Raw genomic sequence first — 5543 nt, forward strand, 5'->3', positions numbered from 1 at the left:
GGAACTGGGCGTGGACTCGCTGACGGCGATCGTGCTGAAGACCCAGCTGGAGACGCGGCTGCGGGTCCCGCTGGTCTCGTCGGCGGTGTTCGACCACCCGTCGGTGGACGAGCTGGCCGAGATGCTCGCGCACCGCCTGGCGCCGGAGCCGGTGGGGGCGGCCCGCTGAGCGGCCCGCCGGGCGGCCGCCGGGCTCCGGCCCGCCGCCCGGCGGGCCCCCGCGAACGGCCGTCACGGCAACGGCGCATACGGACGACACCGACGCCACCGAAGACACCCACGACACGGACGACAGAGACGACACGGGGGAAGAACCCATGGACAACCGTACGGAGGACCGGACCCTCGCCGCCCGGGCGGCGGCGCACGCCCGGACCCGGCCCGACCAGCCGGCGGTGATCTGCGAGGACCGGGCGCTGACCTACGCGCAGCTGCACCGGGAGAGCAACCGCACCGCGCACGCACTGCTGGCCGCAGGCCTGGGCGCGGGCGCGCGGGTGGGCTACCTGGGCCGGGAGTCGGAGTACTACTTCGACCTCGCGCTCGGCTGCGCCAAGGCCGGGGCGGTGCTGGTGCCGGTGAACTCGCGGCTCACGGTCGGCGAGGTGGAGCACATCCTGCGCGATTCGCAGGCCGAACTGCTCTTCGTGGAGCGGGAGTTCCGCCCGCTGGTGGACAAGCTGCGGCCGGTGCTGCCCCGGCTGGGCCGGGTCGTCGAGATGGACTCCGACGACCACGTGGCGGGCGGCTTCCTCCCCTGGAAGGGGGACGCGGCGGACACCGAGCCGCCCACCGCCGGCGCGTCGGGCTTCGACGACCCGGTGGCGCAGCTGTACACGAGCGGTACGACGGGCCTGCCGAAGGGGGTGGTGCTGGCGCAGCGGACCTTCTTCACGTTCATCGCGGACAGCCGGGCCGCCGGGGTGGACTGGATCGACTGGCGGCCCGAGGACCGGGGGCTGAGCTGCTTCCCGGCCCTGCACACCTCCGGCTTCGGCTGGTTCATGCACTCCTTCAACGCCGGTGCCACCACGGTGGTCATGCGGCAGTTCATCGCCGACGAGGCGACGCGGCTGATCGAGCGGCACCGGATCACGACCCTGTGGGCGGCGCCCGCGATGCTGCGGATGATGCTGAACGAGCGGGGGACGGGCCGCGAGACGTTCGCCTCGCTGCGCAAGGTGGTCTACAGCGGCTCCCCCATCGACCGCGAACTCCTCCTGACCTGCATCGACGTACTGGGCTGCGAGCTGGCACAGGGCTATTCGTCGGCCGAGGCGGGCAGTTTCGTCACCTGCCTGGCACCGTCGGACCACACCCCGGACAGCCTGGTGCTGGGCTCGGCGGGCCGGGTGCTGCCCGGCAACGAGGTACGGATCCTCGACGGTGAGGGCCGGCCGCTGCCCGCGGGCGAGGTGGGCCGGGTGGTCATCAAGAGCCCGGCCCGGTTCCTGGGCTACTGGCGGCTGCCGGAGGTGACCGCGGCGGCCCTGTCGGGCGAGGGCGACGCGTGGCTGGCCATGGGCGACATGGGCCACCTCGACGCGGAGGGCTACCTGTTCCTCGCGGACCGCGTCAACGACACGATCATCGTCGCCGGCCAGAACATCTATCCCACGGAGGTTGAGAACGCGCTGCGCGCCCACCCGGCCGTCGCGGAGGTCTCCGTGTACGGAGTCCCGCACGCCGACTGGGGTGAGGCCGTACGGGCCGCGGTGGTGCTGCGCGCGGGTGCCGAGGCCGTCCCGCGGGACTTCCTGCGGTTCCTGAACGGCCGCCTCGCCGGGTTCAAGATCCCCACCGGGTACGACATCGTGACCGCGCTGCCGCGCAATCCCACCGGGAAGGTGCTGCGCCGGGTGCTGCGGGAGCGGCACGCGGCGGGCGCGGCTCCGACGTCGGCTCCGGCGCCGGCCGCCGCATAGTCCCGTGGAGGTCATGGGCCGGGGCCCGCTGCCCGAGGTGCAGGGCGCGTCGCGGTGGCTGCATCCGGCCGACGCCGAACCGGACGCCGGGCTGCGGCTGTTCCTGCTGCACCACAGCGGGGGCGGCGCCTCGATGTACCGCGAGTGGCCGGGGCAGCTGCCCGCTTCGGTGTCCGTGCAGGCGGTGCAGCTGCCCGGGCGTCAGGAGCGGCGGCGCGAGGCCCCGTACACGCGGCTGGTCCCGCTGGTGGAGGCGCTCGCACGGGTGGTCTCGGACGAGCTGGACGGGCGCGCGTACGCGGTGTTCGGGCACTCGATGGGGGCGCTGCTGGGCTACCGGCTGACGGTGGAGCTGGAGCGGCGGGGCCTGCCCGGGCCCGCGCTGCTCGCCGTGTCGGGGTGGGCGCCGCGGGGTTTCTCGGCGCCCGCCGCGCTGTCCGCGGACCCCCTCGAAGCGCTGCGGCTGCTGGGCGGGCTGCCTCCCGAGGTGGCGGCGGACCCGGAACTGCTGGCGGCGGCGGTGCGGGCGATGGGCGCGGACGGCGCGGTGTGCGCCGACCACCTGGACGACGGGGCGGCCGTGGGCTGTCCCGTCGTCGCGTACTCCGGGCGCGAGGATCCGCTCCTCGCGCCCGAGGCCATGCGGTCGTGGGCCGGGCGGACGCCGGAGTTCCTGGGGTGCCGGACCTTCCCCGGGGACCACTTCTACCTGCGGACCCACGCCCGCGCCATCACGGCCGACCTGGCCCAGCTGCTGCCGCGGTACGCCGCGGGGAGCTGAGCGGGCGGCGTCCCCGCAGAACCGGAGGTTCACCGTCATGCTGCCCCGACCCAACGAACTCCTCGCGCGCTACGTCGCGTTGTGGAACGAGACCGACGCGCAGCGACGGCGCGACATGGTGCACGCCCTGTACGCGCCGGACTGCACGTACGTCTTCTACCGCAAGGATCCGATCCGGGGGCACGCGGCGCTCCTGGACCAACTGGCCTACACGCACGAGGTGTACGGCCCGATGGGGTACGAGTTCCGGTCCTCGAACAACGCGACCGGCCACCACGACGTCGTCCGGTTCAACTGGGTGATGGTCTCGGCGGCCACGGGCGAGATGGAGATGTCCGGCCAGGACATCGTCGTGCTCGCCGAGGACGGTCGAATTCAAGCCGACTACCAGTTCCACGACCGCATGCCCAGCTCGTTCGTCTACAACGACGGGTACGAGGAGCACGGCGTGGCGGTACGGGCGGCCCAGCCCCGGCGCACCGGTGTCTCCGGCTCCTGACGGGGGCCGCGCACGGACCGGCCCCGCGGCACACAGGTGCCGCGGGGCCGGTCGCGTCCGGGGGCGCCGCTCAGAGCGCGGCGCCCGCCAGCGCGTTCGGGCAGTACTGGCGCAGGACCAGTTCGGCGGTGGCCAGGGCCATGCGGGCGGGGCCGTCCGTGCCGAGCACCTCGCCGTTGGCCAGCAGGCCTCCGATGATCAGCATCAGCGTGTCGGCCAGGGCGTCGGGGTCCTCGGCGCCGGCCTGGGATCCCATGTCGCGGAGCCAGTTGCGCAGGCCCTTGAGGTGCAGCGTCGCCTCCCGGCGGCCCGGGTGCTCCGGGTCGCGGAACTCGCTGGAGGTGTTGTAGTAGATGCAGCCGTGGAAGTCCGGTTCGCGGACGCTGGCGTGGAAGAACTCCATCAGCGCCATGATCTTCCGGGCCGGGTCGCCGTCGTGGGGGGCGGTGACCTCTTCGGCCCGCTCCCACCACTGGGCGTCGCTCTCGCGCAGCCAGGCGGCGATCAGTTCGTCCTTGCTGGCGAACTCGCGGTAGAGCAGGCTCTTGCCCACTCCGGTCGCGTCGATCACCTGCTGCATGCCGACGGCCCGGACCCCCTGCTCACCGAAGAGTTTGGCCGAGGCCTCCAGAATCCGCCGCCTCGTACCTGGTGCCGGTGTACGCGCCATGTCTGAACTCCTTCCCCTCTCCCCCGCGGATCCCAGCATACGTTTGACACAGGGGTTTGTGGGCGCTAGAAATGGACCGATCAGTCCTGGACTGATCGGTCCGTCATAATCTCCATGTTGCGGCTCACTGCTTCCGACGACACTCCGATCGGAGTCTGATCATGACCGAGGCCTCCCCGACCTCTCCTCCCATCGCACGGGCGGTGGTACCCCCCGCACCCGTGGTCAAGAGCCTTCCCCTGCTGCTGCTGGTCGTGTGCGCGGTGCAGTTCCTCGACGCGATGGACATCGCGAGCATGGGTCCGGCCCTTCCCCTGGTCCAGGCGGACCTGGGGATGTCGACCTCCTCCCTCCAGTGGGTCGTCTCGGCCTACGCGCTGGGATTCGGCGGGTTCCTGCTGCTGGGCGGCCGGCTCGCCGACCTCTACAACCGCAAGAAGCTGCTGATCGGCTTCCTGGCCGTCTTCGTGGTCGCCAGCATCCTGGGCGGCATCGCCGACAACGGCGTGCTCCTGGTCGTCGCCCGACTCCTCAAGGGCGTCAGTGCCGGTATCACGGCGCCCGCCGCGATGGCGATCCTGCTCGACGCCTTCCGTGACGAGCAGTCACGCAACCGCGCGCTCGGCACCTTCCTCGCCGTGGCCTCGGCCGGTTACTCCCTCGGTCTGATCCTCGGCGGCCTGATGGCGGGCGTCTCCTGGCGCCTGGTCCTCTTCGCTCCCGCCGTCGCCGGCGTCCTGGTCGCGCTGCTCGCCGCCTCCGTGGTGCCCGCCCAGCAGGAGAAGGGCAAGGCCGGCAGCCTCGACATCCTGGGAGCCGTCACCGTGACGGCCGGAGCCGTCGCCCTCGTCTACGGACTCAGCCGGGCCGCCAGCGACGGCTGGGCCGACGCGCAGACCATCGGTGCGCTCATCGCCGCCGCCGTCCTGTTCCCGCTGTTCGCCCTGGTCGAGAGCCGCCACCCGGCGCCGCTGGTCCCGCTGTCCGTCTTCCGCAAGGGCCAGCTGACCCGCGCGCTCGTCTCGATGCTCTTCTTCGGCGCCTACGTCTCCTTCCAGTTCGTGCTGACCCTCTACTACCAGGAGCAGCTGGGCTGGTCCCCGCTGGAGGCCGGTCTCGCCTTCCTCCTCGGCGGCGTGCTGACGGCGGGCACCGCCCGCTACGGCGCCGCGCTGGTCACCAAGTACGGCGCCTGGCCCGTCGCGACCGGCGGTCTGGTGCTGCTGAGCATCGGCTACCTCGGCTGGGTCCTGCTGATGGGCCAGGTCGACCCGCTGGTCACCCTGTTCGCCCAGCAGCTCCTCGGCGGCCTCGGCTTCGCCGCGGTCTACCCGGCGCTGAACATCGCCGCCGTCGGCACCGCCGAGCCCAGCGAACAGGGCCTGGTGTCGGGCCTGTTCAACGCCGGCGCGCAGATCGGCAACGGTGTGGTCATCGCCATCACCGCCACCGTCTTCTCGCTCTCCACCGGCGGGATCGCCCCCTACCGGGCCGGGCTGTGGACGGTCACCGTCATCACCCTCGCCGTCACCCTCGTGGCCCTGGCGGGCGCCGCCCGCTACCGCCAGAAGGCCGCGGCCTGACCGGAGGGGGGGGGGGGGCCGGCCGCGCCCGCCCCCCCCCCCCCCCCCCCCGCCCCGCCCCACCGGGGGGGGGGAGGAAAAAAAA

Annotated in this window: 6 protein-coding genes; 5 read left to right on the top strand and 1 reads right to left on the bottom strand. The window is 72.8% G+C overall.

The window, feature by feature from the left end:
• The first annotated feature begins 10 nt into the window (after window positions 1-10).
• From ACFV0Q_RS37670 to ACFV0Q_RS37685, 4 genes are all read left to right on the top strand, one after another.
• Window positions 11-169: an acyl carrier protein gene (locus ACFV0Q_RS37670; protein ID WP_385012031.1), complete on the top strand. Its 159-nt coding sequence runs from the start codon at window positions 11-13 to the stop codon at window positions 167-169.
• Between the two features lie 148 nt (window positions 170-317).
• The gene (locus ACFV0Q_RS37675) at window positions 318-1925 is read left to right on the top strand and encodes a long-chain-fatty-acid--CoA ligase (RefSeq protein ID WP_385012019.1); all 1608 of its coding nucleotides are present in this window, start codon (window positions 318-320) and stop codon (window positions 1923-1925) included.
• A 13-nt stretch (window positions 1926-1938) separates the two neighbouring features.
• Complete coding sequence (locus tag ACFV0Q_RS37680; RefSeq protein ID WP_385012021.1) at window positions 1939-2706, top strand: thioesterase II family protein; 768 nt, start codon at window positions 1939-1941, stop codon at window positions 2704-2706.
• A 37-nt stretch (window positions 2707-2743) separates the two neighbouring features.
• A complete protein-coding gene (locus ACFV0Q_RS37685; RefSeq protein WP_385012024.1) occupies window positions 2744-3205 on the top strand; it encodes a nuclear transport factor 2 family protein in 462 nt (153 codons plus the stop codon).
• A 70-nt stretch (window positions 3206-3275) separates the two neighbouring features.
• Here the strand turns inward: ACFV0Q_RS37685 and ACFV0Q_RS37690 are convergent, their stop codons facing one another.
• Entirely contained in the window at window positions 3276-3875 is a 600-nt protein-coding gene (locus ACFV0Q_RS37690; RefSeq protein ID WP_385012026.1) for a TetR/AcrR family transcriptional regulator, read from the bottom strand.
• Between the two features lie 161 nt (window positions 3876-4036).
• On the opposite strand from ACFV0Q_RS37690, the gene ACFV0Q_RS37695 reads away from it, so the two are divergent.
• The gene (locus tag ACFV0Q_RS37695; protein ID WP_385012028.1) at window positions 4037-5458 is read left to right on the top strand and encodes an MFS transporter; all 1422 of its coding nucleotides are present in this window, start codon (window positions 4037-4039) and stop codon (window positions 5456-5458) included.
• The last annotated feature ends 85 nt before the right edge of the window (window positions 5459-5543 follow it).

The organism is Streptomyces sp. NPDC059564 (assembly GCF_042735575.1).
Taxonomy (GTDB): Bacteria; Actinomycetota; Actinomycetes; order Streptomycetales; family Streptomycetaceae; genus Streptomyces.